General features: G+C 64.1%; 22 protein-coding genes. 11 read left to right on the top strand and 11 right to left on the bottom strand.

The features are described 5' to 3' along the window. Positions 1-178: 178 nt before the first annotated feature. Genes H7U37_RS09920 through H7U37_RS09880 form a run of 9 tightly spaced genes read right to left on the bottom strand, consistent with a single transcriptional unit; the run spans position 179 to position 11494 of the window. A complete protein-coding gene (locus H7U37_RS09920; RefSeq protein WP_204875467.1) occupies positions 179-1888 on the bottom strand; it encodes a hypothetical protein in 1710 nt (569 codons plus the stop codon). Beyond that, entirely contained in the window at positions 1881-3404 is a 1524-nt protein-coding gene (locus H7U37_RS09915) for an AAA family ATPase (RefSeq protein ID WP_204875466.1), read from the bottom strand. The genes H7U37_RS09920 and H7U37_RS09915 overlap by 8 nt, the downstream gene beginning before the upstream one ends. Before the next feature lie 30 nt (positions 3405-3434). Beyond that, positions 3435-3923, bottom strand: a complete 489-nt coding sequence (locus tag H7U37_RS09910) for a hypothetical protein (protein WP_204875465.1) — start codon at positions 3921-3923, stop codon at positions 3435-3437. Beyond that, a complete protein-coding gene (locus tag H7U37_RS09905) occupies positions 3920-4111 on the bottom strand; it encodes a hypothetical protein (protein WP_204875464.1) in 192 nt (63 codons plus the stop codon). Before H7U37_RS09905 ends, H7U37_RS09910 begins: the two co-directional genes overlap by 4 nt. A 33-nt stretch (positions 4112-4144) precedes the next feature. Further along, positions 4145-5746: a hypothetical protein gene (locus H7U37_RS09900; protein WP_204875463.1), complete on the bottom strand. Its 1602-nt coding sequence runs from the start codon at positions 5744-5746 to the stop codon at positions 4145-4147. A 24-nt stretch (positions 5747-5770) separates the two neighbouring features. Next, positions 5771-7501: a hypothetical protein gene (locus H7U37_RS09895; protein ID WP_204875462.1), complete on the bottom strand. Its 1731-nt coding sequence runs from the start codon at positions 7499-7501 to the stop codon at positions 5771-5773. Positions 7502-7537: 36 nt separating this feature from the next. After that, entirely contained in the window at positions 7538-9556 is a 2019-nt protein-coding gene (locus tag H7U37_RS09890; RefSeq protein ID WP_204875461.1) for a hypothetical protein, read from the bottom strand. 36 nt (positions 9557-9592) lie between these two features. Then, positions 9593-10291, bottom strand: a complete 699-nt coding sequence (locus H7U37_RS09885) for a hypothetical protein (RefSeq protein ID WP_204875460.1) — start codon at positions 10289-10291, stop codon at positions 9593-9595. Between the two features lie 42 nt (positions 10292-10333). Further along, on the bottom strand, positions 10334-11494 hold the full coding sequence (locus tag H7U37_RS09880; protein WP_204875459.1) for an SPFH domain-containing protein: 1161 nt from the start codon (positions 11492-11494) through the stop codon (positions 10334-10336). Between the two features lie 311 nt (positions 11495-11805). Here H7U37_RS09880 and H7U37_RS09875 point away from each other — a divergent pair, with 311 nt between their 5' ends. Together H7U37_RS09875 and H7U37_RS09870 are read left to right on the top strand one after the other, a co-directional pair. Continuing rightward, positions 11806-13401: an MBL fold metallo-hydrolase RNA specificity domain-containing protein gene (locus H7U37_RS09875; protein ID WP_204875458.1), complete on the top strand. Its 1596-nt coding sequence runs from the start codon at positions 11806-11808 to the stop codon at positions 13399-13401. 248 nt (positions 13402-13649) lie between these two features. Further along, a complete protein-coding gene (locus tag H7U37_RS09870) occupies positions 13650-14903 on the top strand; it encodes a M16 family metallopeptidase (RefSeq protein WP_204875457.1) in 1254 nt (417 codons plus the stop codon). A gap of 78 nt (positions 14904-14981) precedes the next feature. Here H7U37_RS09870 and H7U37_RS09865 read toward each other — a convergent pair whose 3' ends face one another. Beyond that, on the bottom strand, positions 14982-15983 hold the full coding sequence (locus H7U37_RS09865; protein WP_204875456.1) for an ATP-binding protein: 1002 nt from the start codon (positions 15981-15983) through the stop codon (positions 14982-14984). 3 nt (positions 15984-15986) lie between these two features. Then, positions 15987-16976, bottom strand: coding sequence for a DnaD domain protein (locus tag H7U37_RS09860; protein ID WP_204875455.1), 990 nt, complete (start codon positions 16974-16976; stop codon positions 15987-15989). A 201-nt stretch (positions 16977-17177) separates the two neighbouring features. Between H7U37_RS09860 and H7U37_RS09855 the strand changes: the two genes are divergently transcribed. The 9 genes from H7U37_RS09855 to H7U37_RS09815 form a co-directional block, all read left to right on the top strand. Further along, entirely contained in the window at positions 17178-17495 is a 318-nt protein-coding gene (locus H7U37_RS09855; protein WP_204875454.1) for a cell division protein ZapA, read from the top strand. 12 nt (positions 17496-17507) lie between these two features. Then, positions 17508-19616: a U32 family peptidase gene (locus tag H7U37_RS16095; protein WP_204875453.1), complete on the top strand. Its 2109-nt coding sequence runs from the start codon at positions 17508-17510 to the stop codon at positions 19614-19616. A gap of 44 nt (positions 19617-19660) precedes the next feature. Continuing rightward, positions 19661-20110: a dUTP diphosphatase gene (gene dut / locus H7U37_RS09845; protein WP_204875452.1), complete on the top strand. Its 450-nt coding sequence runs from the start codon at positions 19661-19663 to the stop codon at positions 20108-20110. Positions 20111-20143: 33 nt separating this feature from the next. Further along, the gene (locus H7U37_RS09840) at positions 20144-20740 is read left to right on the top strand and encodes a Maf family protein (protein ID WP_204875451.1); all 597 of its coding nucleotides are present in this window, start codon (positions 20144-20146) and stop codon (positions 20738-20740) included. Between the two features lie 21 nt (positions 20741-20761). Continuing rightward, on the top strand, positions 20762-21604 hold the full coding sequence (gene mreC / locus H7U37_RS09835) for a rod shape-determining protein MreC (RefSeq protein WP_204875450.1): 843 nt from the start codon (positions 20762-20764) through the stop codon (positions 21602-21604). Between the two features lie 48 nt (positions 21605-21652). Further along, positions 21653-22144, top strand: a complete 492-nt coding sequence (locus tag H7U37_RS09830) for a rod shape-determining protein MreD (protein WP_243413580.1) — start codon at positions 21653-21655, stop codon at positions 22142-22144. A 40-nt stretch (positions 22145-22184) separates the two neighbouring features. Next, positions 22185-24482 carry a penicillin-binding transpeptidase domain-containing protein gene (locus H7U37_RS09825; RefSeq protein WP_204875448.1) on the top strand — a complete coding sequence of 766 codons (2298 nt, stop codon included), beginning with the start codon at positions 22185-22187 and terminating at the stop codon, positions 24480-24482. Between the two features lie 39 nt (positions 24483-24521). Continuing rightward, positions 24522-26381 carry a glycoside hydrolase family 13 protein gene (locus tag H7U37_RS09820; protein ID WP_204875447.1) on the top strand — a complete coding sequence of 620 codons (1860 nt, stop codon included), beginning with the start codon at positions 24522-24524 and terminating at the stop codon, positions 26379-26381. 45 nt (positions 26382-26426) lie between these two features. Next, positions 26427-26671, top strand: a 245-nt coding sequence (locus H7U37_RS09815) for a hypothetical protein (protein WP_204875446.1), incomplete at its 3' end; no start/stop codon positions are given.

Here is a 26671-nt window from a genome sequence, read left to right as displayed (position 1 = left end):
TGCCGGCTTCGGGGGCTGGGGAGTGGCTCCGCCTCCCGGAAAGGGGGCGTTTTGGCGCTGGCTCTGCACCCACTGGGCGCACTGGGGGCACAGATGCTGACCAGGCGGACAGGGCTTGCCGCACCGGATGCAAAAGCGTTTTTCCTCCATAGGGAAGGACTCCTTTCCCAAAAGCGTGTCAGAAGGACATAAAAGCCTTGTTGACCTGGTCCACGTAGCCGTCGTACTGGGAGAACTGCCGGACCATCTCGCCATATTGGACAAACAGCTGGTCCATCAGTTCGTTTTTGCCCTGGATGTTCAGCGTACAGGTCTCCTGGAGGTGCCGCCGCCGCCGGGCGTTGGACCAGAGCAGCAGCCCGCCCGCCGCACAGCCTGCCAGCGTGGCCACAAAGAGGGCCGGGCTCAGGAGCACGCCGCCCACCGCCGCAGCCGCGCCCACACCAAAGGCCAGATAAGCCGGCCAGTTCTTCACCTGGGCCAGCTCTTGGGCCAGCTGCTGCTGGTAAAAGGCGGAGATCTTCTGCCGCTCTCCCTCCCGGTCGTTGAAGTCGGCCACCGTCTCATAGTCGCCGATGGTCACCGGATGGGTGGGAGAGGCCAGAGCGCGGTACTGCTCCACATACTGGGCGTACCCCTTCTGCTGGAGCTCCAGGGTGAGGGAAAACATATTCTTGCGAGACTGTCCGTTGACCTCCTGGGCACTGCCGTATACCCAGCCCATCATCTCGGAAATCAGGTCCAGTTCTCCCTCCCGCCGCTTCTGCTCCTTGGCCCAAATCTCCTTGGCCTGGTCCACCTCTCCCTTGCAGCGGATGATGAGCTCGTTGTATTCGATCTCCTCGTAGACCGATTTCTCGGTGGGGTTGGGGGCGTCGATCAGCTCCTCCAGGAAGGTGGCCAAATAGGTGTTGCGCTCCTCCCGGCTCACGTTGGCCAGGTCCATCAAAAATTGCAGGATGTTCACGTTGTTTTGGGCCAGGGTCACCGCCCGGGCGATTTTTTGGTAGTCGCCGCAGCAGCGCTGGAGCAGGGGCAGCTCCAGCGGGTCGCTCCCCGCCATGGCGGCCAGATAGCCGGCGATGCGGGACACCACATCGGCCTGCCGGAAGCCGGCGGCCCGGGCGTTGTCGGCGATGACCTTGCGGATGAATTTCTGGACCTCGCCCCGGGTGCGGGTGTTGGTGGACTCCCGGATGGCCTGGCTCAGCAGGGCGAAGAGCATCAAAAAGGTGCGCTGGTCGCTCCCCTGAAAGTCGCACTCCTGGTAGAGGAAGAACCATTTTAAGGCGGCCTCCTCCCGGTGGAGGCGGAGGTTGAAGAGCATATAGAAAATAGAGGCGCTTTTTTTGTCCAGCTCCACCGCCCGGGCCAGGGCCCGGTCCGCCAGGTCCCTGTCGTCGTTCTGCCAGGCCATGACGCTCAAAAGCGCGCAGGTCAGCCAGTAGTCGGGGGTTTGCAGGTGCTGCCGCTCCACCGACTTGTAGATCACTCCGTCGGACACCAAACTGCACCCCTCCTCGGTGAGGGTCAGGTTGTCCAGAATGCCCCGCACGATTTTGCGCACCGTGCGGTAGTTGGCAAAGTCATAGTATTTTTTGTTGTTGCAGGCCCGGATCTTTTTGTTGGCCAGCTCCATCTGCTTGAAGCGGACATACATCCGGTCGATGTCCGCCTGCACCTCGATGGAGGAGAGGATGCGCTGATGGGACGCCTGGATGCGCTGGGTGCTGGTTTCCAGCACGCTGCAGGCGGCGTTGCGGAAGCTGGTGAGACTCTGGTCGGCCCTGGACACGCCCTGATAGATCTCGTTGAGCTGGGCGCGCAGCTCCCGGTTGATGCTCTCCTGCCGGCTGAGCTCGGCCCGCAGGGCGGCGATATTACTCATGGTAAGCCCCTCCCTTGGATTGGCATGGTTGGGCGGCAGAGACCGCCCGTTCCCGTCCCCAGGCCCGCAGCGCCGCCACGGCGTCGGGATTGGTACGGGCAAAGGGGATGGTCTGGCGGAAGAGCGCCGCCATCAACCCCTGATCCGCCGAAGCCCCTCCCCGCAGCAGGGCGGTCTGGGCGGCTTCTTTGATGACATATTCGATATCGGCGTAGGAGCAGCCGTCGCTCAGGGCCACCAGCTCCTCCACGTCCGCCGGGTCCGGCGACCGGTGGAGACAGCGGCGGGCATATTGCAGGATGGCCTCCCCCCGTTCCGCCGGTCCGGGCAGATCCACGAAAAACACCTGGGAAAACCGGCCCTTGCGGAAGAGCTCCGGCGGCAGCTGGGTGATGTCGTTGGCGGTGGCCACCAGAAAGACCCGGCTGGTGGACTCCTGAAGCCAGAACAAAAACTGCCCCAGCACCCGCTTGCCGGTGTCGTTGCCCTGGCTGGACACCGCCAGGGCCTTTTCAATCTCGTCGATCCACACCACGCAGGGGGCCACATTGTCCAGAAAGTCCAGGGCCTCCCCCATCCGCCGCTCGCTCTCCCCCACCCACTTGTCATAGACGCCGCCGATGTCAAAGCGGAAAAGGGGCAGCTCCCAGTTCTTGGCCACCATCCGGGCCGAGTAGGACTTGCCGCAGCCGGGCACGCCGGCCAATAAAATGCCGTTGGGCGGCTCCAGGCCGTGCTGGCGGAGCACCTCGTCGGGGAGGAAAAAGATCCGCCGCTTTTCCTCCAGCCAGGCCCGCAGATAGCCCAGGCCGGAGACCTCCAGACCGTCGGACACCGCCACCGGCTGGATGGAGTCCACACAGCCGTAAAGGCGGCTTTTCTGCCGGGTGAGGGCCTGGAGGTGGCTGCGGTCCAGCCCCTGGTGCTCCACCAGGGTGGCCGAGAGGATGTTTTCCACCTGGATCTCGCTGAACCCCCGGAGCAGAGTGGCGGCCCGGGCCACGTCGTCCTCTCCCCAGCGGATGGGATAGCGTCCGCCGTACCGGGCCACAAAGCGGCGGATCTGGTCGGTGCGCTCCCCCACGTCGGGCCGGTCCAGCACGGTCATCATCCCCAGCTGGGCCAGGCGGGACCACACCGGGTCGGGGGTCACCAGGATGAGGGTGCCGCTCTGCTCGGCGCACAGGTAGAGGATGTCCAACAGCTCTCTGGTGTAGGTGTTTTCCTCCCCCAGCCGCCGGACCTCTCCCAGGGCGAAGATGCCTCCCCGCCGGCCCCGATAGAATTCCCGGGCGTACATCAGCGGGTCGCCGTCCACGTCCTTGACGCCGCCGCTCCCCAGGGCGCACACCTGCCGGGTGTCGGTGTAGTAACAGATCTCGGTATGTAATTCCGCCACCAGCTCCCGCAGCATCCGCTCCACCCGCTCCCGTTCCGGCGAGCGGACCACCACCAGCGGCACCCGGGCCGTCAGATAGGTCTTGAGTTCCGCCTTGGCGGCGGCGAAATTCCCCATACGATAACCTCCACGTATAAAAAGCTCCGGTCACTCGGCAAAGAGCCGGATGCGTTTGAGGGGATGGAGCAGGTCCTCCCACCGGGCGTCAGGCGTCTGGGCGCACCGGAGGCGGAGCGGCTCCACCACCTGGTCCCAGCAGCGCTGGGCCTCCTGCCGGAAGGAGTCCTCCAGGGCCCGGCGGTAGTCCGCCGGCAAAAAGGACAGCTCCCGGAAGAAGAGACAGGCCTCCGTCTCCCGCCGGAAGCGGCGCAGCGCCCGGGGGATCTCCTCGGCCTCCCCCCACTCCAGGCACTGGTTCAGCCGGGCGGTCAGATGCCGGGCCGCCCGGTTGAGCATGGCGTTCACCGCCTCGGTGAGCCGGGGCTCCAGCCGGAGGGCCATGGCCTCCCCCTCGGGCAGAGCCCCCAGGGCCAGCAGGCGCAGCTGCTCGGCGGGTACCGTCCGGCGGCGCAGCGTCTCCACACAGTCCATCCACTGGGCGTAGCTGCGGGGCGGCGTTCCCCACAGGTCCGTCATTTCAGGAAGGAATAGGGCGGCTCCAGGCTCCAGGCGGGCAGCTTTTTGCTCATCTCCCGCAGCCGGTCGTCGGTGACCGAAGGGGTCTTCTGATTCTGACCGCCGAAGTAGGCGTTCATGCGGGCGTTCATGGCGTCCTCAAAGCTGGCGGTGTTCTGGCTTTCGTTGTTGGTGCGCTCGTTATCCATAACAAAATACTCCTTTTTCAGAAACGCCGCCCGTCAGATAAATTCGGCGGCGCTGAGGATTTCGTCTTTCTGCTTGGCGGTTTCCTGGAAGAACTGCCGGAAATCCGCGATCTCGGCCAGCGTCTGGTTCAAAGCCTCCAGGGAGGCGTTCACCCGCCGGGGATAGTCCTGAATGGCCTTGACCACCCGGAAGATGAGGAAGCCCAGGGCGCCCACCGAGAAGATCAGGGCGAAGAGGGTCATAAAGGCCAGACCCAGCGACGCCACCAGCACCAGCAGCGCGGCCAGGTTGGGGGTATTCAGGAAGAGATTGCGGAATTTGTTGGTCTCATAGAACTGGCGCATGTTTTCCACCTGCTGGGCCTGGTCGCTGCCGTTGCTCACGCCGGTCCAGGTGTCGATGCGCAGATGGTATTCCAGGGGGAACTCCTGCTGGAGCTTGGCCGACCAGCCCTCCAGGGCGGTCTTGAACCAGCTCTTGGTGTTCTGAAAGCCGAACCGCCGGACCTGGGGGTCGGTCTCCCCGTCCTGGTCGTAGATGGCCCAGCGGATCATCTGCTTGCCGATGTTGAAGCGCTCCTCCTCCAGGGCCACCTGGGCCTGGTGCTGCTGCTCGGCGATGTCCACCTTGCCCTCGTTCTTCACCACCAGATTGAAATAGTCCTGCTGGCGGCGGAGCTCCAGCTCCTCGGCGTCATAGTTGCTGATGAGGTTCATGAGCACCGCGTCCACCCGCTGGGCATAGTTGTCGTCCCGCTGGGGGGGCGCCTCCACGTCCAGGGAGCGGAGCACCTCCAGCAGCACCGGGTAACGGCACACGCCCATGAAGGACCGGGACAGCTCCTCGCAGTTGACGCAGTACTGGAGGATGGCGGCATAGTTGAAAGTGGCGTTGGGGTTGATGTTGGCGATGTACTGGCTGTAGGCGTTGACCAGCTCCTCGCAGATGGAGGCGTCCTCGTTGATGATGGAGATCCACTGGTCGATGACCCGGATGACGTCATGCTCCATGGATTTGTCCTTGCCGAAGAGGCCGGACAGGAAGGCCTGGAGCATGACGGCGGTCTCCTGCTGGAGCATGGTGGGGTCCAGGGTGGCCAGGTACTGACAAAACCACTTTTTCGCCGCGTCGATGCGGTTGAAGCGCAGGTTCAGAAGGCAGAAAAAGAGGGTGGTTTTGATGGCGTCCTTCCGGCCGCTCTCGCTCAGGGCGGTCTTGGCCACTTCGGGGTAGTTGTTGACCCAGGCGGTGATGGCCATGAGGGCGTAGGACAGCCAATAGCGGGAGCTGGAGATCCACAGCTCCTCGGACAGCTCCTGGACGGTGCTGTTGCGCACCAGGTTGATGTCGAAATCCCGCACCACGCCCATCACGGTGCGCCGGATGGTCTCATAGCCGCCGAACTGCTCCTTGATGATCTGGTCGATGCGGATGATGTTCTCATGGGCCAGCTGCTTCTGCTCGCCCTGCTCCATCTTCTCCCGAAAGGTCTGGATGTTCTGATAAATACGGGTGGTGGCGTCGTCGATGTTGACGCTGGACTGATGGATGTTCTGCACATGTACGTCCACCCGGGCTTCAAAGGTATTGATGGTATCGTTCAGCTCCCGGATGGCGCTGGAGACGTTGGACATAATGGATGACCCCCCTCTTGCTCGTTAAAATTGGAACTGCTCGATGGCCCGGACCAGGTCGTCGTTACGCTGGTCCTCCTGGTGGAAGAGGGTGCGCCACTGGCCCAGCTCCTCCAGGGTGGAGCGCAGCTTTTCCACGCTGAGCCGCTGTTTTTCTTTCAAAACCGCGCCCAGCTCCACGATCCGCCGCCACAGCAGGAACACCCCCGCCAGGACCAGAAGCAGCCCGATGGTCAGGGCCACCGGCGTGAAGGCCACGGCGGTAAATACCAGGGTGAGAAGGCCCAGCAGGATCAAACCGGCAAAGATCAGGCTGAACTTGTCAGCAAAGATAAACTTGAGCCGGTTGGAGCGGTAATACTGCTCCACCTGCTGGCGGGCCGGCTCAAAATCGTGCTCGGTGCAGGAGAGCGAGCAGCCGTCGATCTGGAAGGAGCAGGTCTGGGGCTCGCTGGCCCGGTAACTCTGGGCAAACTGGCCAAAGCCCCGGGCGATGGCCTCCCGCATAAAGGAGATGGAGAAGCGCTGCACCGAGAGGGGCGTCAGATTGCGGTCGGAGGCAAAGGCCCACTTGACCAGCAGGTCGCCGAAGGTCTGCTTCCGTCCGGCGCCGAAGTCCTGTTCAAACTTCTTTTGGGCGGCGGAGATGTCCCCCTGGGCGGCGATGACCGCCTCGTTATACTTGATCTTCTTGACCACCTCCAGCTCGTCGGCGTCGTAGCTGCTCACCAGGGAGTAGAGCACGTTTTCAATGCGCTGGGCGATGGTCTCCCCTTCCTGGTCCACGGCGGCGGCCAGCTCCCCGTAAAACTGAGTCAGCACGGCGTTCTTTTCCGCGGCCGAGAGGAGGTCGTCCAGAAGGCCGAACTCCTGACAGTTGGCCTTCAGATGGACAAAGACCTGCTGGGTGCGGTGGAGGTAGGAGGCGGCGAAGCGGAAGGCGCCGTCGCTGAATTTGCGGGCAAATTCCACGGTGGTGGCCTCGGTTTGGGCCAGCAGGGACTGGAAGCAGCGGCCCACCGCCTCCTGGAACTGGGGCTCGCTGCCCATGGCGCCGGTGAGATAGGCCTGGAGGAGGTATTGGAATTCCTCCCCCACGTTGGACGCCTCCAGCCGGTCCATATAGCTCACAAACCACTGCTGGGCGGGAGCGGTGCGGGCAAAGCGCAGGTTGATGAGCATGAAGAAAAGGGATGCCTTGGAAGGGTTGATGAAAAGGGCCTTGTCCAGCGCGCGCTGGGCGGCTTCCCGCTTGTCCCCCGCCCACAGCATCACCGCCATGGTGCAGTAGGCCAGCCAATACTGGGTGTTTTGGAGATAGGCCTTTTCCACCGCCTTGCACAGGCTTTCGTCGGAGACAAAGCGCTTGTCCAGGCCGATGACAAAGCCCAGGGTCACCCGGCGCAGATGCTCATAGTAGGAAAAACGGGTGTAATACTCGTCGGTGTACTGAGAGAGGTTTTTGGACGCGGTGGACAGGGTTTTGAAGGTGAAATACTGGGCCGACAGCTCTTCCAGCGCCTGGTCCACCATTTTTACCTTTTCTTCCTCCAGACTCACCTCTCCCGAGACGTGCTTGACCAGCGGGTCCACGTTTTTGTGGAGCTGCACCACGTTTCTTTGCAGCTGCCAGATGTGGGTAAGCGCGTTGTTGATCTCGTCCACCATGGCGTTGTTTTCCGCGATGAGGGCGTTGATCTGATGGACCAGCCGTTCTATTTCCCGTTGTTCCTGTTCGTATTCCTCCTGGGTCATAGGCGGACGCCTCCTTTCCGGTGATATGTTTTAGAATCAAAAGAAGAGACGAAAGACTCCGTGGGCATCGCACAGCGCCTCGGTCACCGGATTGAGAGCCGCGCGGTTATGCTGGATGTACGACTTAAAGCTCATGGAAACGCCGTTGACCGCTATGGCGGGCTTGAGGGAGACGTGGCCGGCGGCCATGGCGTCGGTCATCTGCTGGGCGGTGGCGCCGCTGTCCTGGGTGGTGAGCACATAGCCCTGAAACAGGTTACACTGGATCTGGTTGCCCAGGTGGAGCACCCGGCAGGGCGTGGCGCCCAGGGGCTGGCCGGAGCATTGGGCCAAAAAGCGGGCGCCGTTGACCTTGGCCTCCGGGTCGTCGGGACCGAAGAGGACGTAATTGGCCAGGGCCTGGGGGGAGATCATGGTGGCCGACTGGGAGAGGAGCGCCAGCATCTGGGGATGGAAGGGACCCTGTCCGGCCCCCTCCAGATAGCGGCTCAGGGCGTCGCCGGGAAGGCGGACGCCGCTTTGGGCCATCTGCTGGACGAAGGACACCGTCCGCTCCATCTCCTCCGGCGCGGCCTCCCCGATCAGGTCCATCAGGGACGCGCCGTCCATCTGGAAACCCGCCTCTCTGAGCTGGGAGAGCACCGCCTCCCGGACCGGCGGTGCGTCGGGAGCGCCGCGGTAGTACTTGCCCAGCAAGGGGCGGAAAAAGCTGAGATTCAGCTTCAGACCCAGCAGCAGCGCCACCACCTGGGGCTTTTGGTCCCCGTCGGTGGTACAGGTGAGGAGATACTGCTCCACCGCGCCGGTGGATAAGGTCTTTACCCGGTCCAGCAGGGCCGGCAGCACCTCCAGCCGGACGGCGGGCTCGTCCCGGTTTTCCGAGAGATAGTGGGACAGTACGGCGTCCTTGGCCCGCTGATCCAGCCCAAAGCCGTCCGCCGCCGCGAACAGGGCGATTTTATCCGCCCCGGCCAGATCGGACCGGTCCAGCATGGTGCAGAGGAAGGGGACGGGCACCGACACGAAAAGGCCGCTGGCGGCGATGACCTCCAGCTCGGCCCGGGCCAGCGGGGCGCTGTGGCGGCAGAAGATCTGCTCAATAAGACAGTAGAGCTCCACGTCGGTGGGTTTTTGGGCGCACAGGGCGGCGACGATCTCCGCCGCCTTAGCCGGTTCGCCCCCCTCGTCCAGCACAAAGCGGGAGATCACCTCCATGGAGACGGGCACCCCCGCCCGGGCCGCGGCGCAGTAGACCTCCTGCCGGGTGGAGAGGCTGTCACCGGTCCGGGAGAGGTAATCCTCCAGCAGGATGTGGTCGTCGCCGGTGAGCCCCGCCCGTTGGATGAGGGCCCGGGCCAGAGCGCCCTTGTCCGCCGCGTCGGGGAACTGGGAGAGCATCTGGAGGAGGGCGTCCTTGCAGTCCAGGTTGTCGGTGTTGCCCAGGATGCCCCGGGCCATGTCCAGTTGGCCGTTATAAAGGGCGTAGCGCAGGAGATGGGCGTTGAGGGTGCGGTGATAAATGGCTTCCACCTTGAGAAACTGGGCCACAAAATCCCGGTGGACCGTATCCCCCATAGCGTCAAAGGTGAGAAGCAGGGCGGCGAAGGGCTCCGAGCTGGACTCCAGGGAGCCGTCCCCGTCCATGAAGTCGTACAGGTCCTCCTCCTCCGGAGAGATGGCCTCGTCTACCTCCAAAATGGCCGCATACTCCCGCTTGAGCTGGCTGGTGAGGCTGTTTCTCGCTCCGTCCGGGCAGCCGCCGGGGGTGATGAGGGTGAACATGTGGACGCACAGCCGGGCGATGAGGGTGCCCACATACCGCCCGTCCTTCTTCTCGCACTCCGAGAGGTTGTTGAGGGCTTCGGACAGATTGCCCACGGCCGCGTTGCGGATGGCCTGGCGGGCCACGTTTTTCAGCGGGGTATCGGGACCTTGCAGGCTCTCCCGCAGCATCTCGTTGCCGCAGTAGAGGCACCGCCACACCTTTTTTTCCTTGATGTACTCCAGCGTGCCCGCGCAGCAGTCACACCGGATGCTGTTGTAACTGGAAGCCATAACAGTTTCGATCCTCTCTCCTACCGTAGGGAGTAATTATTTGCTGGCCTTGAGCAGCTGATTGCGGCGCAGGAAGAGCATTTCCAGCCGCCGGCAGCACTCCGCCGCCTCGGCGCTCCGGCCATTTTCACACAGCACCCGCAGCTCGGTGAGGCTCTGGCCAATCTCCCCCTCCACATTGGCCACGGCGGGGGTGGACATGGGGTCGGAATAGCGGATGGTGTCCCCCAGCTTCTTGAGGGCGGATTTTAAGGCCGGGTCGTTCGCCTGAGCCAGCAGCACGGAGACCTCGGCATGCATGGCGCTCACCGCGCCCACGCTCTGGCGGATGTGGTCGTTGGTGTCCTGCACCACATCCCGGCCCATGAGGGACAAAATGGCCACGATGGCGTAGACCCCCAGGATGAGGGCCTGGAGCACCAGAGCCAGCTGGATGGGGGCGAACTGGAAGAACATAAAGACGCCGCCCACAAAGATGGCGGCAAAGAAATAGTACAGGGACAGGGAGACCAGAGGAATGCCGAAAAAGGCCGACTCCACGTCCAGCTTCTGGAAGGCAAAGAAGGTGGAACACATCTGGACCACAAAGGCGATGGCCATAAAGGCGTAGCTGAGCCAAAAGACGTTGCCGCGCTGGGTGAAGGCGAAAAAGACGATCAGATTAAAGAGCGCAAAGGCGATGAGATAGATGAGGGCAAACATGGCCCCGCTCTTTTTCTCGGTCATTCTGGGCATAAAAACACCTCTTTCAAAAATAGGAGATTGGGGGAGGGCCGGTTATCCCAGCCGGGTGCCGCACTCGGCGCAGAACTTGGCGCCGGGGGTAATGGGATTGCCGCAGCCGGGGCAGGCGGCGGGGGCCAGCCGGTGGCCGCAGGAGGAACAGAACTTGGCGGAAGAGCCCACCTCCGCGCCGCACTCGGGACAGAAGCGCTGACCGGTCTGGGCCGGGGCGGCGGGCTGGGGCGCGGCGGGCTGAGAGACGACGGTCTGGGCGATCACGGGCTGGGGAGTTGGGGCGGAAACGGGCTGGGCCGCCGGCGCGGGGGAAGGCTGCTGGACAGGCGTCAGGACGCCGTTCAGGGCGTTGCGGGCGATCTCGCCGATGGTATTGCCCATGGCCATGCCGCCGGCCATGGCCCCCACCATGCCGCCGGTGGCGCCGATGCCCGGGTTTTCCGCCATTTTCTCGGCAATGAGCATTTCCCGCTCTTCCCTCCAGGAGTAGCCCTCGATGAGGCGGGAGGTGCGCCGCTTTTTGGACTCGGCAATGGCGTTATAGTCGTCTCTGGGCACTTCCACGGCCTCGATGTTGAAAAACTCGATGGCCACGCCGTACTCGTCGAAAATGGCGTCCAGCCGCTCCTTGACGGTCTGGCTGATCTCCAGCAGGTTGGAGCTGATCATAAAGTAGCTGAGCTTGCCGTCGATCATGATCTTGGAGATACAGTCCTTCACGTGGGAGGAGATGAGGCCGCGGAACTTGGCCACCAGGGCCTCGGCGCTGAAGGAGCTCTGGAAGCCCACCAGCTTGAGGAGGAACTTCCGGGAATCCGCCATGGAGATGGACATGCTGCCGTGGACCATCACATGCATGAAGATGTCGTAGAGGGGGTCCTCCAGGGGGATGGGGCTCTGGGTGCCCCATTTCAGGTCCATCTGGTGGACCTGGTTGATGAAAAAGACCTTGCAGGGGAAGGGAGACACCCCGCCGGTGGGGATGTTGACGATTTTACTCAAAAGGGGGATATTGGAGGTGGACAGGGTGCGACGGCCGGGGCCGAAGAGGTCGGCGGCGTTGCCGTTGATGACCAGAAGGGCCTCGTGGGTCTCGTCCACGATGAGCTGGGAGGTGGTATTGAAATCCTCCACGGGGAATTTCCACACCACATCCTTTACATGGGCGGGGTCCATTTTGATAACTTCCGCGATTGCCATAAAAAAACCTCCTAACGAAGATTTGGGAGCAAAGCATAACCAGGGGAATTCCTTTTGCACAAGATTGAAAACGGATAGATAAAAATTCTAGCACATTTTGACAATCCCCGCAAGGACTCGACAGAGAGCCGGAAATAAAAAGAAGAAAAAAGGTTGTCATAGCTCCGGTCATAGTTTCCCGCCGGTATGCTTCCCGCCGGATACCATATAAAACGTCCGTCCGGCCCGATTGTCAGAGGGTAAACGTTTTCTTTGACATACGGGGGAAAAAAAGGTACAATCATTGTAGAAAATGCACAAGGAGGCGTCCTATGAAACTGACTTTTTTCGGCGCTGCCAAAACGGTCACCGGCAGCTGCCACTGTGTGGAATGCAATGGAAAGCGGGTTTTGGTGGACTGCGGCCTCCAGCAGGGGCGGGACGAGCAGGACAACACCCAGCTTCCCTTCCTGGCCGGCGGCATTGACGCGGTGGTGGTCACCCACGCCCACATCGACCACTCCGGCCGCATTCCCCTGCTCTATAAGCAGGGCTACGACGGCCCCGTCTGCTGCACCCGCCTTACCGGCGAGCTCCTCTCCATCATGCTCCGCGACTCGGCCCACATCCAGGAGAGCGACGCCCAGTGGCAAAACCAGAAGGGCAAGCGGGCCAACCGTGCGCCTGTGGAGCCCCTTTACACCGTGGCCGACGCGGAGGAGGCCCTCACCCACCTGGAGACCTGCGAATACGGGGCGTTTTTGGAGCCGGTCCCCGGCGTCCGCGTCCGCTTCACCGACGCGGGACATCTCCTGGGCTCGGCCAGCGTGGAGATGTGGCTCACCGAACACGGCGAGACCCGCAAGATCGTCTTTTCGGGGGATATCGGCAACAAGGACCAGCCCATCATCCGGGACCCCCAGTACATCGACCAGGCCGACTATGTCCTCACCGAGAGCACCTACGGCGACCGGCTCCACCAGAATGAGGACACCGACTACACCGAGGCCCTGGCCCAGCTCATCGACGAGACCCTGGGCAAAGGGGGCAACGTGATCATCCCCTCCTTTGCCGTGGGACGTACCCAGGAGCTCCTTTACTTCATCCGGGAGATGAAGGAGCGGCATATGGTCAAGACCTGCCCCAATTTCCAGGTCTATGTGGACTCCCCTCTGGCCAGCGCCGCCACCAAGATTTTTTCGGGCGATCTGCGGGGCTACCTGGACGAGGAGGCCATTGCCGAACTGCGGGACGGCGACCTCTTCTGGTTCCCCGGTCTCAACATCACCGAGACCAGCGAGGAGTCCAAGGCCCTCAACATGGACAGCACCCCCAAGGTCATCATCTCCGCCTCCGGCATGTGCGACGCCGGTCGCATCCGCCACCACCTCAAGCACAACCTCTGGCGCAAGGAGTCCACGGTGGTCTTTGTGGGCTATCAGGCCGAGGGCACCCTGGGCCGCCGGCTGCTGGACGGGGTCAAGGCGGTGCGGCTCTTCGGCGAGGACATCTCGGTCCAGGCCCGCATCGTCAACTTCCACGGCCTCTCCTCCCACGCCGACCGGGACGGGCTGCTGCGGTGGATGGACCACTTCTCCCCCCGGCCCCGGGAGGTGTTCGTGGTCCACGGCGAGGCGTCGGTGACCCAGACCTACGCCCAGACCCTGCGGGAGCGGGGTTATTCGGCCCACTCTGCCAACTACGAGGAGGTCTGGGACCTGCTGGCCGGCCGGATGCTGGAGCCGGGCACCGTGCCCGAGACCAAGCCCGCCCGGGTGGCCGACTCCGCCTCCCCGGCCTACCGCCGCCTGGAGGAGACCGGCCGCCGCCTGATGGAGGTCATCGCCCACAACCGCGGCGGCGCAAACAAGGACCTGGCCAAGTTTGCCGACCAGCTCCGCGCCCTCATCGACAAGTGGGACCGGTAAGAGTTAGGAGTTAGGAGATAGAAGATAGGAGAGAGGGGGCGGACAGTGTCCGCCTCCTCTTTCTTGTGGGACAATGGTATCTCCTCCCATATCGTAGGGGCGGCCCTTGCGGCCGCCCGTTTCCATGCAGGCGCCGAATCCTTTGCCAGGAGGCGGCTTTGGCAGGGATTGGGGGTTTGTCGGGAAGGGGCCGGCGTGTTATAATGGTGCCCAATGACGAAACACCGCGAAAAAAGGAGAACATTGGGATGTACGAAAAAATTACGCTGGCCAACGGCGTGCGTATCCTCACCGAGCCGGTGCCCGGGATGCGCTCCGCCGCCTTGGGCATCTGGGTGGGCACCGGCTCCCGGGACGAGAAAGCCGCCGAAAACGGCGCCGCCCATTTTATTGAGCATATGGTATTCAAGGGCACCGCCCGGCGCACCGCCGCCCAGCTGGCCCAGGAGATGGACGCCATCGGCGGCCAGGTCAACGCCTTCACCACAAAGGAGTGTACCTGCTTCCACGCCCGGGTGCTGGACGACCACCTGCCCCGGGCCATCGACCTTCTGTGTGATATGCTCCTCTCCTCCAACTTCGCCGAGCGCGACGTGGCCACCGAGCGGGGGGTGATCCTGGAGGAGATCGGCATGTATGCCGACAATCCGGAGGACCTGTGCGCCGAACGCCTGGCGGCGGCGGTCTACCGGGGCAATCCCCTGGCCCGGCCCATTCTGGGCAAAAGGGCCACGCTGGAGAAGATGGACGGCCGCTGGCTGCGGGACTATATGGCCAGTCACTACACCCCCGACAAGATTGTGGTGGCTCTGGCGGGCAGCTTCCGCCGGCGGGATGTGGACGATCTGTCCGCCCGGTTTTCGGCGCTGGCGGCGGCCGGGAGCGCGCCCTTCCGCCGGGGAGCCTATCAGCCCGCCTTTACCCTCAAGAAAAAGGCCATCGAGCAAAACCATCTGACCATCGCCTTCCCCGGGCTGTCCTACGACGATCCGGACCGGTTTACCCTCCAGCTCCTCTCCGCCGCCCTGGGCAGCGGGCTCTCCTCCCGCCTCTGGCAGGAGGTGCGGGAGCGCCGGGGCCTGTGCTACTCCATCTATACCTACAGCTCCGACCACGCCGACACCGGCTTTTTCGGCATCTATACCGCCCTGAGCCGGGACACCGAGGGGCAGGCCCTGGAGACCATCCGCAACACGGTGGCCGACTTTGCCGACCACGGCGTCACGGCCGAGGAGCTGTCCCGGGCCCAGGACCAGGCCCGCACCAACGTGCTCATGGGGCTGGAGTCCACCCAGGCCCACATGAGCGCCCTGGGACGGGGGGAGCTGATGCTGGGCAAGGTCCTCTCCACCGACGAGGTGCTGGAGCGCTACGCCTCGGTCACCCGGGAGGACGTGCGCCGGCTGGCCGGGCGGATCTTTGACTTTGCCCAGGTCTCCCTTTCCGCGGTGGGCCGGGTGGCCGACGAGGAGCAGTACCGAGCCATGCTGACGGGGGCGTAAGGGACGCTCTGTTTTGACGGCACATAAAAAAGCAGCGAGTCCGGAAGCGGAAGAGCTTTCCGGGCACTCGCTGCTTTTTTATCGCCGCCGCTTTTTCAAAAGGCGGATGTCCTCCCCGAAGAAGGGGAGGACGTGGTACTCTCCCTCCAGGCGGGAGGCGGTCTGGGCGGAATAGCGGCGGCGCACGTCGCCGATGGAGAGGTTGGAGGAGATGACGGTACGCTTGGAGGGGATGCGGCCGTTCACCAGGCTGTACAGGGCCGACTGGACGAAGGGGGTGGTCATTTCGCTGCCCAGGTCGTCCAGAATCAGCAGGTCGCAGCCCAGATAGCGGCGGGTCTCGTCTTTGGCGTCCCGCACGTCGGACTCCGCCCGGGCGAATTTCTGCTCCTCGAATTTGGAGAAGATGTTGATGGCGGTGTCGTAGACCACCGAAAAGCCCTTTTCCGCCACCATCCGGGCGATGCAGGCCGACAGGAAGGTCTTGCCCAGCCCCGGCGCGCCGGTGAGGAAGAGATTGGGATAGGCGAACTTGGGGAAGCGGCTGGCGTAGCTGTAACAGACGTCCCGGATCAATTCCATCCGGGCCCTGGGGGACTCGGACTCGCCGGGCCAGGGCTGGTCGCTGTAATAGTCCAGGGAGAAGCTGTCAAAGGACTGCTCGCCCAGGTCCAGCAGCTTGGACAGCTCCTTCATCTGCTCCTCGGCGTAGAGCGCGCAGAGGCAGGCGCACATATCGGTGCCGATCCAGCCGGTATCGCCGCAGCTGGCGCAGTAGGGCGTGTCGTCCAGGGCGTCGGCGGGGTAGCCGGCCTGGCGCAGGAGCTGAGTGCGCTCGGCCTGGAGGGCCTGGTTTTCGGCCCGCACCCGGTTGAGGGCGGGGATGGGGTCCTCCCCGGCCCGGAAGGCGGCGGAGACGATCCCGGCTGCCGTCTGGCGGAGCTCCCGGTCGATCTGGGCGGCCCGGGGACAGCGCCGGTAGATCTCGGCCCGGCGCTTGGCTTGCTGGGCCTCCCGCTGGGCCTTGCGCTGGGCCAGGCGGCGGTTGGCCCGGTGGAGTACATTGGGGTCCAGTGACATGGCTTAGCCTCCTTCCTGCTCGTTCTGGGCCCGCAGATAGGCCCGCATCCGCTCCAGATCCTCCCGGACCCGGCGCTCGGTCTCGCCCGGCGCGGCGGGGGCGGGCGGGTTGACCGTCCCGGCGGCGGGACCGGCGGACCGGCGGGACGTATCGCCGGCCTGGATGGCCTCCAGGGTGTGAAGGCCCTTTTGGTGCCAGCTTTTCAGGATAGAATTCATATAGGGCCAGTTCATGGACTGCTTTTTCAGCACGGTGCGCTCATAGGCCAGCCGGATGACCTGGTCGGGAAAGCCCATGTCGATCCAGGCGTTGAGATAACGGCGCTCGGCGTCCACCGGTTGGCGGCCCTGGATGTCCAGGAGAGGCAGCAGCCGGGAGGTCCGCTGGCGGAGCTGGTCCTGGCGGCGGAGATAGCGCTCGGCCTCCTCGGCGGTGTCGATCCCCTTCCGCCGCCAGGCAAAGCCCTCCTTGGAGATCTGGGACAGGCGAGGCTTGCGGCCGGGGCCGTATTTGCGCTCCATCTCCTCCACGCACCAGTTGACCAGCAGGAGGATCACCTCGGCGGGGAGGGAGAGAAAGTCATAGAGGGTATAGAGCTGCTTGAGGTCGGCGGCGGACAGGAGCTTGCCCAGGCGGCGCTGCACCTCGCTCACCAGCGCCGGGAAGGGGGAGTCTTTGTCCTCCAGCTCCTGGGCCAGGTCCGCGGCGGTGTAGGCCGGGGGCTCCGGCATGGGCGGCTCCGGCGGGGTGGGTTCCGCCGTCTCCCGCTGGTCGGCCAGGCCCAGCTTGACCAGGGCGTCAAAGGCGGCCTGGGTCCGCTCCGGCGACCATTGGAGGACCTTGGCGGCGTGGCTGGGGACGAAGCGCCCCCCCTGCCGCAGCAGATGGAGATAGAGCAGGGCGCAGTCCCCGTTGGAGGCGGCCAGAAGCCGGTCGGCGGCGTCCGCCGAGAGGGACAAAATGGTCCCCGGGTAGAGCAGCGTTCCGGTCATGGGGCGTGGCCTCCTTTCTGGCAGATGTCCGGCGCTGGAGAGATGAAATTTTGTCAACTAATATCATACCATGTTCGTCAAGACTATGGTATACTATATTATTACAATTGGGAATATTGGCCCTGCTTTCACGGGCCTTGTGATAATAGAGAAAAAGAAAAAGACGCGACGCACACCGTGAGACGCGACGGGAGGAATACCATGAGAAACCACATCAAAGTCAACATCGCGGGTCAGGAATACAGCCTGGTGGCCGCGGAGGACGAGGCCTACGTCCGCAAGGTGGCCCAGCACGTGGATATGAAGGTACGGGAGGTCATCAGCGACGGCCGGGTCTCCATGGTCAACGGGGCCATGCTGGCCGCGCTGAACATCGCGGACGAGTATTATAAAGAGCAGGAGGCCGCCGAAAATCTCCGCCGCCAGCTCAAGGAGTACCTGGAGGAGGCCACCAAGCTGAAAATGGAGCTGTCCGAGGCCAAACGGGAGATCTTTAAGCTCCAGAACCAGAAGAAATAAAGCGGAGGGACCATGCTGGAATTGCTCTCACCCGCCGGGTCCATGGAGGCGGTCCGGGCCGCCGTGCAGAACGGCGCCGACGCCATTTATATGGGCTACGGCGACTTTAACGCCAGAAGAAACGCCAAGAATTTTACCCGGGAGGAGTTTGCCCAGGCGGTGGAATACTGCCACGTCCGGGGCTGCAAGGTCTACCTGACCCTCAATACCCTCCTCACCGACCGGGAGCTGCCCCAGGCGGTCCCCTGCGCCGCCGACGCCTCCGCCCTGGGGGTGGACGCCGTGCTGGTCCAGGACCTGGGGGTGCTGCGCATGGTGCGCCAGGTGGCCCCTGACCTGCCCGTCCACGCCTCCACCCAGATGACGGTCCACAACCTGGACGGGGTGCGCCAGATGGCCGACCTGGGCATGACCCGGGCGGTCCTCTCCCGGGAGCTCTCCCGGGACGCCATCGCCCACATCTGCGCCCACTCCCCCATCGAAATTGAAGTCTTTGCCCACGGGGCCCTTTGTATGTGTTATTCCGGTCAGTGCTTCCTCTCCTCCCTCATCGGCGGGCGGAGCGGCAACCGGGGCCTGTGCGCCCAGCCCTGCCGCCTGCGCTACGGCTGGAACGGCAAGGCCGACAGCAACCCCCTCTCTTTGAAGGATATGTCCCTGGCGGGCCACCTGCGGGAGCTGCGCAAAATGGGGGTATCCTGCGTCAAGCTGGAGGGCCGCATGAAGCGGCCGGAGTATGTGGCCATCGTGACGGGCATCTACGCCGCCGCCATCCGGGAGGACCGGGAGCCCACCGCCCAGGAGATGACCGCCCTGGCCGACGCTTTTTCCCGCCAGGGCTTTACCCAGGGCTACTATGAGGATAAGACCGGGCCCGATATGTTCGGCGTCCGGGAGGAGCGGAAGGAACGGGAGAGCGAGCGGGAAAAGAAGCTCTTTGAACAGGCCCGGCTGAGCTACGAGGACGGGGAGCGGTCCCGGGTGCCGGTGACCTTTTTCGCCGAGGTGCGCCGGGGCCAGCCCGCCCGGGTGGCGGTGAAGGACGAGGCGGGGCACATCGCCGCGGTGGAAGGCCCGGCCGCCGAGGAGGCCCGCACCCGGGCATTGGATCAGGCCGCGGTGGAAAAGCAGCTGGGCCGGACCGGCGGCACCCCCTACCGCTGCACGGCGGTGAAAACCAAGCTGGACGAGGGACTTTCCATGTCCGCCGCCGCGCTTAACGCCCTGCGCCGCTCCGCCCTGGAGGAGCTGACCGCCCAGCGGAAGGTGCCGCCCCAGCGCCGGACCGGCGAATTCCGCACCGGGGTGCGCTACGAGCAGCGGCGGGAGCCGCCTGTCCTCACCTGCTCCGTCACCCGCGCCCAGCAGGCCTCCGACGATCTGCTGGCCCTTTGCCCCGCCCTGGTCTATGTGCCCCTGGAGGAGCTCGCCGCCCATCCGGAGCTGGCGGACCGCTGCCCGGCGGAGGTGCGCCTGGGGGTGACCCTGCCCCGGGTAGCCTGGGACCGGGAGCGGGACCGGATGATGGACCAAATGAAAGAGGTTTATGATCTGGGCGTCCGGGACGCCCTCATCGGCAACCTGGGCATGATTGCCCCCGCCCGGGCGCTGGGCTTCACCCTGCGGGGGGACTACGGCCTGGAGGTGTACAACAGCCAGACCTATAAGGAGCTGCGCCACCTGGGCTTTGCCTCGGTGACCGCCTCCTTTGAGCTGAAATTCCCCCAGATCCGGGACCTGTCCAAGGCGCTGGATACCGAGCTCATCGTCTACGGCCGTCTGCCCCTGATGATGATGGAAAACTGCATCCTGCGCAACCGCACCGGCGGACGGTGCGAGCGGGCCTGCGAGGGCCCCGACAACCTGCTCACCGACCGGAAGGGAGCCCAATTCCCCGTCATCCGGGCCTACGGCTGCCGCAACGAGCTGCTCAACTCCAAGACCCTCTTTTTGGCCGACAAGGCGGCGGACTACCGCCGGCTGGGCCTGTGGGGGGCGCGGCTCCACTTCACCACCGAGGACCCGGCCACCTGCGTGCTGGCCGCCCGGCGCTATCTGGGCCAGAGCAGCTGGAGCCCCCGAGAGTACACCCGGGGCCTCTATTATCGAGACGTGGAGTAAGGGAAGAGTGAAGAGTAAAGAGTGAAGAGAAAAGGGAGTCTGGTATGGAACTGAAGGTCAAAGCCATTTCACCAAAGATCGGGACGGAGATTCCCTTTCCCTATTACGCCACCCCAGGCGCCGCCGCCATGGACCTATGCGCCTGTGTGGACGAGGAAATTTTGCTGCCCGCCGGGGAGCGGGCGGTGATCCCCACCGGCCTTGCCATCGCCCTCCCCTCGGCGGACTATGTGGCCCTGGTGTTCGCCCGGTCCGGGCTGGGCATCCGCCACGGCATCGCCCTCTCCAACGGCGTGGGGGTCATCGACAGCGACTACCGGGGGGAGCTCCGGGTGGGACTTATCAACCAGTCCGGCGCCCCCTACACCATCCGGCCCGGCGAGCGCATCGCCCAGCTGGCGGTCATGCCGGTGGTCCGGCCCGTCCTCACGCCGGTGGAGGCGCTGGACGAGACCGCCCGGGGGACCGGCGGACTGGGCTCCACCGGAAAATAGTGAATCAGAGCGAAAAAGGAGTTTTCAATTCTTATGAAGATCATTTTGGCCTCCCAGTCGCCCCGGCGGCGGGAGCTTTTGGAGCGCATGGGGGTGCGGGATTTCCAGGTGGTCACCCCCGACATCGACGAGCACATGGAGCGGGACCTGCCGCCGGACGCCTTAGTGGAGGCCATCGCCGGGGAAAAGGCCGTGGCGGTCTGCCGTCAGGCGGACGACCCCCAGGCGGTGGTCATCGCCGCCGACACGGTGGTGGCCCTGGACGGGGCGGTGCTGGGCAAGCCGGCGGACCAGGCGGACGCCTTCGCCATGCTCTCCGCCCTGGCCGGTAAGCGCCACCAGGTCTACACCGGCGTGGCGGTGGTGGGTCCCAAGGGGACCCAGGTGGTCAGCGAACGCACCGAGGTGGCCTTCCGTCCCCTGACCGAGGGGGAGATTCGGGCCTATATCGCCACCGGTGAGCCCATGGACAAGGCGGGCGCCTACGGCATTCAGGGCTACGGCGCTCTGCTCATTGAGGGCATTCGGGGCGACTACTACAACGTTATGGGATTGCCGGTGTGCCGGCTGGGCCGGATGCTGGCCGAGGCCGGGGTGGACTGCCTGGCCCTGGCCGCCGGCCGGAGCTGAGGACGGGCGGGAGGCGGCAGCGTGAAGGATTTTTTGCGCAACAATGGCTTTCTGATCCTGGTCATCGCCGTGCTGCTGGCCCTCATCATCACGGTGGTCTCCTTTATCATGACCGGCTTTGCCGACCCGGTGAGCAACCTGGTGGGCATCATCTCCACCCCCTTCCGAAACGGCATCAACGCCGTCATCAACTGGACGGAGGACCGGTATGACGAGGCTTTCCGGCGGGACGAGCTCCAGGCCGCCTATGACCAGCTCCAGAAGGACTACGCCGAGCTGGAGGAGAAATTCCGGGAATCCCAGTCGGCGCTGGATGAAAACGAGCGCCTGCGCAACCTGCTGGGCCTCAAGGAGCGGCGGCGGGAGCTGAAGTTCGAGGCGGCCACCGTCACGGCCCACGGCGCGTCCAACTGGGACTCCACCCTCACCCTGGGCAAGGGCGCCGACGGCGGCATCGAGGCCGGCGACTGCGTGGTGGATGAATACGGCAACCTGGTGGGCATCATCGAAAAGGTAGGGGCCAACTGGTCCACCGTCATGACGGTGGTGGACTCCGACCTGGAAATGGGCGGACTCATCGCCCGCACCAATGACGCGGCCATTTTGGAGGGCGACTTTGCCCTGATGGGTCAGGGAAAGCTGAAGCTCTCCTATCTGCCCGAGAGCAGCGAGCTCATGGCGGGGGATCAGGTGCTCACCTCGGGTCTCAGCGGGACCTATCCCTCCGGGCTGGTGGTGGGCAGCATCGAAGAGGTGCGCACCGACGCCTCCGGTATGAACCGCTACGCCGTCATTACCCCGGAGACCAAGCTGGACAGCCTGGAGCAGGTCTTTGTGGTCACCGGCTTTGAGATCGTCGAGTGAGAAAAGTCCGGAGGAGAAAGGGATAGATTCTTGACCAGACATGATTTTATGATAAAATGGGGTGTCTATACCCTGGCACTCCTGCCGGTGTGGTTTTTGGAGGCTTATGTGCTCAGCCGGGTGCCCCTCTGGGGGGTGTCCCCCATGCTGCTGCCCCTGGCGGCGGTGGCGGTGGCGGTGCTGGAAGGAGCCTCCGGCGGCGCCGGCTTCGGTGTGGCGGTGGGGGTGCTGTGCGGCGCGGTATACGGCACCGGCGGACTGATCGTACTGGGCATGTGCCTGATCGGCCTGGGCTGCGGGCTGCTGACCCAGTATGTCCTCCGGCGGGATCTGCTGGGCTGCCTGCTGTGCGCGGTGCTCGGCCTGGGATTGGTGGATGTGGCGCGGGTCGTGATGCGCATGGCCGGCGGCGAACGGGATCTGCCCGCCATGCTCTCGCTGGCGGGACGGGAGATTTTATGGTCGCTGGTGTTTGTGGCGCCGGTGTACGCCCTGTTCCACTGGGTCTTTCAGCGTGTGCCGAAAAAAACCCACTTTTAGACCGTTTCTGCTCTGTTTTCCCGAGAAAGGTTATTAAAGTATGGACGGAAATCAATTTGCCCTGCGTCTGCGCCTGGTGGCGGGGACCATGGCCCTCTTTATACTGCTTTTTTTCAGCGTGCTTTACAACATCCAGGTGGTCAACGGCGCGGACTACCGCCGTCAGGCCACCGCCCGCATCGCCAACGAGGAGACGGTGGAGGCCTCCCGGGGGGAGCTGACCGACCGCTACGGCCGGGTGCTGGTCACCAATGAGACCATTTACGAGGTCACCCTGGACCGCTCCACCCTGGGCGAGGAGGCCCAGCGCAACGCCACCCTCCTCAAGCTGCTGGACATCTGCCGGGAGGAGGAGGTATCCTGGACCGACAATCTGCCCATCTCCGCTGAGGCGCCCTTTGTCTACACCCTGGAGAGCGCCGGCAGCTCCAACCGCTCCGCCTTTGTCAGGCTCATGGAGGCCATGGGCAGCAAGTGGACCACCGCCGCCGCCGAGGCCATCCAACAGGTGGAGGCGCTGGACAGCGACAGCGGCGGCACGGTTGACCGGACCGACGCCGGCGACAGCCTGACCCAGGTGCTGAACGAAGCCGTGGCCCAGACCTGGCAGCAGGCCCAAGAAAACGGCCTGGAGCGGGAGACCCTCTCCCGGGCGGAGGGCGGGCAGCAGCAGGCCGCCGTCTCCGGCCTTTCCGCCCAGGCCCTCCTCAACCAGATGCGCACCTACTTTGAGGTGGACCCCTCCGTCTCCGACGAGGACGCCCGGGCCCTGGTGGGGGTTTTGTACGAGATGCTGCTGCGCACCAAGGACGTGAGCACGTCCCAATATGTCTTTGCCAGCGACGTGGACATCTCCTTCATCACCAAGGTCAAGGAGGCGGGGCTGGCCGGCGTCAAGATCGGCACCACCACCGCCCGGACCTACAAGACCAACTACGCCGCCCATCTGCTGGGCCGCGTAGGTCCCATTTATTACGCAGAGTGGTACACCGACGATTCTTACTACCGCAACAACGGCTATAATATGAATGACACCGTGGGCAAGGAGGGCGTGGAAAAGGCCTTTGAGTCCTACCTGCGGGGAGAATCGGGGGTACGCACCACCGAGACCAACGCCAACGGCAAGGTGGTCAGCGAGACCTGGGTGCCCGATGAAAACGGCGAGTTGCAGGTGCCCAAGCCGGGCAACAACGTGATGCTCACCATCGACGAGCGGCTTCAGGAGGCGGTGGAGACCTCCCTGGCCCAGCGGGTGCCCGGCATGACCGACCAGGTCCAGGGCGCGGCGGCGGTGGTGCTGGACATGAGCGGCGGCGTGCTGGCCATGGCCTCCTACCCCACCTTTGACCTGTCCATCTACTCCGACTCCGCCGCTTACAGCCAGGTATCCCAGGACCCCCTGGCCCCCCTCTATAACCGGGCCATTCAGGGCCTCTACTCCCCTGGTTCCACCTTTAAGATGATTACCGGCGTGGCCGCCCTCCAGGAGGGCCTCACCACCCCCGGCGAGGAGATCTACGACAACGGCCGCTTCGACTACCCGGCGGGGGAGAAATACCCCTACGGCGACTACCACCCCGCCTGCTGGTACTACCTCCAGTACGGCGGCAAGCACGGCTGGGAGAACATGGGCGAAGCCCTCCGGGACTCGTGCAACATCTTCTTCTACACCCTGGGCGACCGGCTGGGCATCGACCTGCTGGATCAGTACGCCGCCATGTTCGGCCTGGGAGAGAAAACCGGCATCGAGATCTCGGGCGAAGAGGCCGGCCGGGTGGCCGGTCCCGCCGCCAGCGAGGCCCTGGGCCAGGAGTGGTATGACGGCCTGCTCCTTTCGGCCGCCATCGGCCAGGGCACCACCGAGTGTACCCCCGTCCAGCTGGCCAACTATATCGTCACCCTGGTCAACGGCGGCAACCACTACCCGGTGCATCTGCTGAAAACCGTCAAGACCAGCGACTATTCCCAGGTGGTGGAGGAGTACTCCGCCGAACCGCTGGACACCATCAACATCAGTGAGGAGAATTTGGAGACCGTCAAGGAGGGTATGGGCCTCATGGCCTCCGAGGGCAGCGTGGCCAAATACTTCAGAGACCTGCCTGTCAAGGTGGGCGCCAAGACCGGCACCGCCCAGGTGGGCTCCGCCACGGCGGAATCCAACGCGGTCTTTGTCTGCTTCGCGCCCTACGACGACCCGGAGATCGCCATGGCCATCGTGGTGGAACGGGGCGGCTCGGGCACCGAGCTGGGCGCCATTGCCGCCGACATCCTCGGCGCCTATTTCGGCGGCGAGAACACCAATGAGACGGTAACCACGGAAAATACGCTGCTGCGATAAACCAGCCGACGCAGTTTTTTAAGATTGGAATGATAGTTCATGCACGACGCCCAGATCTTTGACCCCCGCAGTACGGACTGTAAGTCCCCCTATGGAGCGGTTCCCTCCGGTACCGCGGTTACCTTCACCCTCCGGCCCGACCGGTCCTGGGGCTTTTCCCGGGTGACCATGCTGGCCCGCTTTGAGAGCAGCGAAAACCGCACCGTGGAGCGGAACCTCCACTGGGACGGCCTGGACGGCCGGCGGGACCGGTACAACTGCACCCTGGAGGTGGGGGATTATGTGGGACTGGTGTGGTACTCCTTCTGTATGGAGAGTTTGGACGGCCGGCGCGCCGATCTGGGAGAGTACCAGCTCACCGTCTACGACGACAGCGAGACGGTGCCCGGCTGGTTCGGCGAGGGCGTGACCTATCAGATCTTCCCCGACCGGTTCCGCCGGCGCACCGTGCCCTCCCCCCAGGGGATGATCGGCGGACGGAGCGTCCACACCGGCTGGCGGGAGGAGCCCGCCTACCGGCCCGACGAAAACGGCGAGATCCGCAACCGGGACTTTTTCGGCGGCTCCCTGGCCGGCGTGCGGGAGAAGCTGCCCTACCTCCGCTCCCTGGGGGTGGATACCATCTACTTCTGCCCCATCTTTGAAGCGCCGGAAAATCACCGCTACGGCACCGGCGATTATGAAAAGATCGACCCCATGCTGGGCGACGAGAAAGAGTTCCGCGCCATGTGCGCCGAGGCCCATGACCTGGGTATGCGCATTATGCTGGACGGGGTGTTCAATCACACCGGTTTCGTGAGCCGCTACTTCAACGGCGACGGCTCCTACCAGACCCAGGTGCCCGGCGCCGCCCAGTCCCCCGACAGCCCCTACCGCAAGTGGTATAACTTCATCCGCTGGCCCGATCAGTACGACTCCTGGTGGGGCATTTACTCCCTGCCGGCGGTCAACGAGAGCGAGCCGTCCTATATGGACTACATCATCAAGGGGGAAAACAGCATCATCCGCCGGTGGCTGCGGGCGGGGGCCGACGGCTGGCGGCTGGACGTGGCCGACGAGCTGCCCGACGCCTTTGTCCACGCCCTTCACCAGGCGGTGCGGGAGACCAAGCCGGACGCAATGGTCATCGGCGAGGTGTGGGAGGACGGCTCCAGCAAGATCGCCTACGGCGTGCGCCGCAAGCACATCCTGGGCGGGCACTGCGACGGCCTGATGAATTACCCCTTCCGCAACGCCGCCATTTCCTACCTGCTGGGGGGCGACGCCAAGGACTTTATGGAGGCCATGGAGAGGCTGAGGGCCAACTATCCCCCCTTTGCTTACCACTCGACCATGAACGCCTTAGGTACCCACGATACCCCCCGCATCCTCACCCTGCTGGGGGTGGGCTCCCCCTGCGCCGAGCAGAGCCGGGACTGGCGGGCCTCCTACCGGATGGACCGGGAACAGATGGCCCGGGGCATCGCCCGCCTCAAGCTGGGTACTCTGATTTTGTACACCTTCCCCGGCTCCCCCACCGTCTATTACGGCGACGAGGCCGGTATGGAGGGCTTTGAGGACCCCTTCAACCGGCGCACCTATCCCTGGGGGGAGGAAAACGAAGCGCTGATCGCCTGGTATCGGATGCTGGGCCAGTTCCGCCACCGGTTTACCGCCCTCCGCCGGGGGGAGATCACCTACCACACCGCCAAGGGCCGGCTGCTGGTGTTCCGGCGGACCTTTGGGGAGGAACAGGTGGTCACCGCCGTCAACGCCGGCGAGCGGGAGCGGCGGGTGTGCCTCCCCTGGGCGGCCAGGGACCTCATCACCGGCGAGACCTTCCCCCGCTTTGCCAACGGGGAATGCCACGTCAATATGCCGCCCCTCACCGGCCGGCTGCTGGTCCCCGCTGAGGAATAAAAACAGAACCGGAGTCCGACGTAAGGAACCGCCCCGCCTGATGGTTTGGGAAAAACGCAGAACCACGCCCTCGCCGGAGGGCGTGGCGGCTTGTCGAAAAAGCCTGTTGACTCCTATCAAAATGAAAGTATCCTGCGGGAAAGATGCAAATTGCCGCAGAATCGTTTTTCGATTCCCAACGGGAACGGCCCTACGCGGGCGGCGCAAAATGAAAGCTTTCTTTGCCTCCTTTCTTTCTCGAAAGAAAGGAGGTTCCGAAAAGGGGCTGGACCAAAAGGGGCAGAAGGGGG

Origin of the sequence: Pseudoflavonifractor phocaeensis (assembly GCF_016901735.1) — a bacterium.
Classification (GTDB): domain Bacteria; phylum Bacillota; class Clostridia; order Oscillospirales; family Oscillospiraceae; genus Pseudoflavonifractor_A.
Note: the sequence above shows the minus strand (reverse complement) of the source record. Positions and strands in the feature narration are given on the sequence as shown.

Excerpts from the sequence above, each read along its gene's own strand:
- H7U37_RS09875 (WP_204875458.1), top strand. The coding sequence starts at position 11,806 with ATGAAACTGACTTTTTTCGGCGCTGCCAAAACGGTCACCGGCAGCTGC.
- H7U37_RS09830 (WP_243413580.1), top strand. The coding sequence starts at position 21,653 with ATGATAAAATGGGGTGTCTATACCCTGGCACTCCTGCCGGTGTGGTTT.
- H7U37_RS09910 (WP_204875465.1), bottom strand. The coding sequence starts at position 3,923 with ATGACGGACCTGTGGGGAACGCCGCCCCGCAGCTACGCCCAGTGGATG.
- H7U37_RS09920 (WP_204875467.1), bottom strand. The coding sequence starts at position 1,888 with ATGAGTAATATCGCCGCCCTGCGGGCCGAGCTCAGCCGGCAGGAGAGC.
- H7U37_RS09885 (WP_204875460.1), bottom strand. The coding sequence starts at position 10,291 with ATGCCCAGAATGACCGAGAAAAAGAGCGGGGCCATGTTTGCCCTCATC.
- H7U37_RS09905 (WP_204875464.1), bottom strand. The coding sequence starts at position 4,111 with ATGGATAACGAGCGCACCAACAACGAAAGCCAGAACACCGCCAGCTTT.
- dut (WP_204875452.1), top strand. The coding sequence starts at position 19,661 with ATGGAACTGAAGGTCAAAGCCATTTCACCAAAGATCGGGACGGAGATT.
- H7U37_RS09870 (WP_204875457.1), top strand. The coding sequence starts at position 13,650 with ATGTACGAAAAAATTACGCTGGCCAACGGCGTGCGTATCCTCACCGAG.
- H7U37_RS09890 (WP_204875461.1), bottom strand. The coding sequence starts at position 9,556 with ATGGCTTCCAGTTACAACAGCATCCGGTGTGACTGCTGCGCGGGCACG.
- H7U37_RS16095 (WP_204875453.1), top strand. The coding sequence starts at position 17,508 with ATGCTGGAATTGCTCTCACCCGCCGGGTCCATGGAGGCGGTCCGGGCC.
- H7U37_RS09880 (WP_204875459.1), bottom strand. The coding sequence starts at position 11,494 with ATGGCAATCGCGGAAGTTATCAAAATGGACCCCGCCCATGTAAAGGAT.
- H7U37_RS09900 (WP_204875463.1), bottom strand. The coding sequence starts at position 5,746 with ATGTCCAACGTCTCCAGCGCCATCCGGGAGCTGAACGATACCATCAAT.
- H7U37_RS09895 (WP_204875462.1), bottom strand. The coding sequence starts at position 7,501 with ATGACCCAGGAGGAATACGAACAGGAACAACGGGAAATAGAACGGCTG.
- H7U37_RS09820 (WP_204875447.1), top strand. The coding sequence starts at position 24,522 with ATGCACGACGCCCAGATCTTTGACCCCCGCAGTACGGACTGTAAGTCC.
- H7U37_RS09825 (WP_204875448.1), top strand. The coding sequence starts at position 22,185 with ATGGACGGAAATCAATTTGCCCTGCGTCTGCGCCTGGTGGCGGGGACC.
- H7U37_RS09855 (WP_204875454.1), top strand. The coding sequence starts at position 17,178 with ATGAGAAACCACATCAAAGTCAACATCGCGGGTCAGGAATACAGCCTG.
- H7U37_RS09860 (WP_204875455.1), bottom strand. The coding sequence starts at position 16,976 with ATGACCGGAACGCTGCTCTACCCGGGGACCATTTTGTCCCTCTCGGCG.
- H7U37_RS09840 (WP_204875451.1), top strand. The coding sequence starts at position 20,144 with ATGAAGATCATTTTGGCCTCCCAGTCGCCCCGGCGGCGGGAGCTTTTG.
- H7U37_RS09865 (WP_204875456.1), bottom strand. The coding sequence starts at position 15,983 with ATGTCACTGGACCCCAATGTACTCCACCGGGCCAACCGCCGCCTGGCC.
- H7U37_RS09915 (WP_204875466.1), bottom strand. The coding sequence starts at position 3,404 with ATGGGGAATTTCGCCGCCGCCAAGGCGGAACTCAAGACCTATCTGACG.